This is a genomic window from Thauera butanivorans NBRC 103042, from assembly GCF_001591165.1.
Classification (GTDB): domain Bacteria; phylum Pseudomonadota; class Gammaproteobacteria; order Burkholderiales; family Rhodocyclaceae; genus Thauera; species Thauera butanivorans.
Genome location: NZ_BCUG01000154.1, coordinates 1 through 500, shown reverse-complemented (window position 1 = coordinate 500; position 500 = coordinate 1). Strand labels below are relative to the sequence as shown.

Sequence of the window (500 nt, the reverse complement as noted above, 5' to 3'; positions counted from 1 at the left end):
CGGTGCACAAGAAGATCGACGCCGCCGCCGAGCCGCTGCCGCGGCGCACGCTGCCGGCCGCCGGCGAGCCGATCCTGGTGGTGAAGGACGTGACGCGCAAGTTCGGCGGCCTGGTGGCCAACAACAACATGAGCCTGGAGGTGAAGGCAGGCGAGATCCTCGCCCTGATCGGCCCCAACGGCGCGGGCAAGAGCACGATGTTCAACCAGATCTCGGGCGTCGACACGCCGACTTCGGGCGAAGTGCTGTTCCTGGGCAAGCCGGTGGCCGGCCACGACTCGCGCGAGATCGCCCGCATGGGCATGAGCCGCAGCTTCCAGCACGTCAAGCTGCTGCCGACGATGAGCGTGCTCGAGAACGTGGCCATCGGCGCCCACCTGCGCAGCGGCAAGGGCGTGTTGAGTTCGGCCTGGCGGCTGGACCGCGCCGAGGAAGCGCGCATCCTCAAGGAAGCGGCCTGGCAGATCGAGCGCGTGGGCCTGAAGGACTACATGTACGAG

General features: G+C 68.4%; 1 protein-coding gene. It reads left to right on the top strand.

The window, feature by feature from the left end; genetic code table 11:
• Positions 1-500: ABC transporter ATP-binding protein (locus TBU01S_RS22790; protein ID WP_157659277.1), on the top strand; the 500-nt coding region annotated here is incomplete at both ends.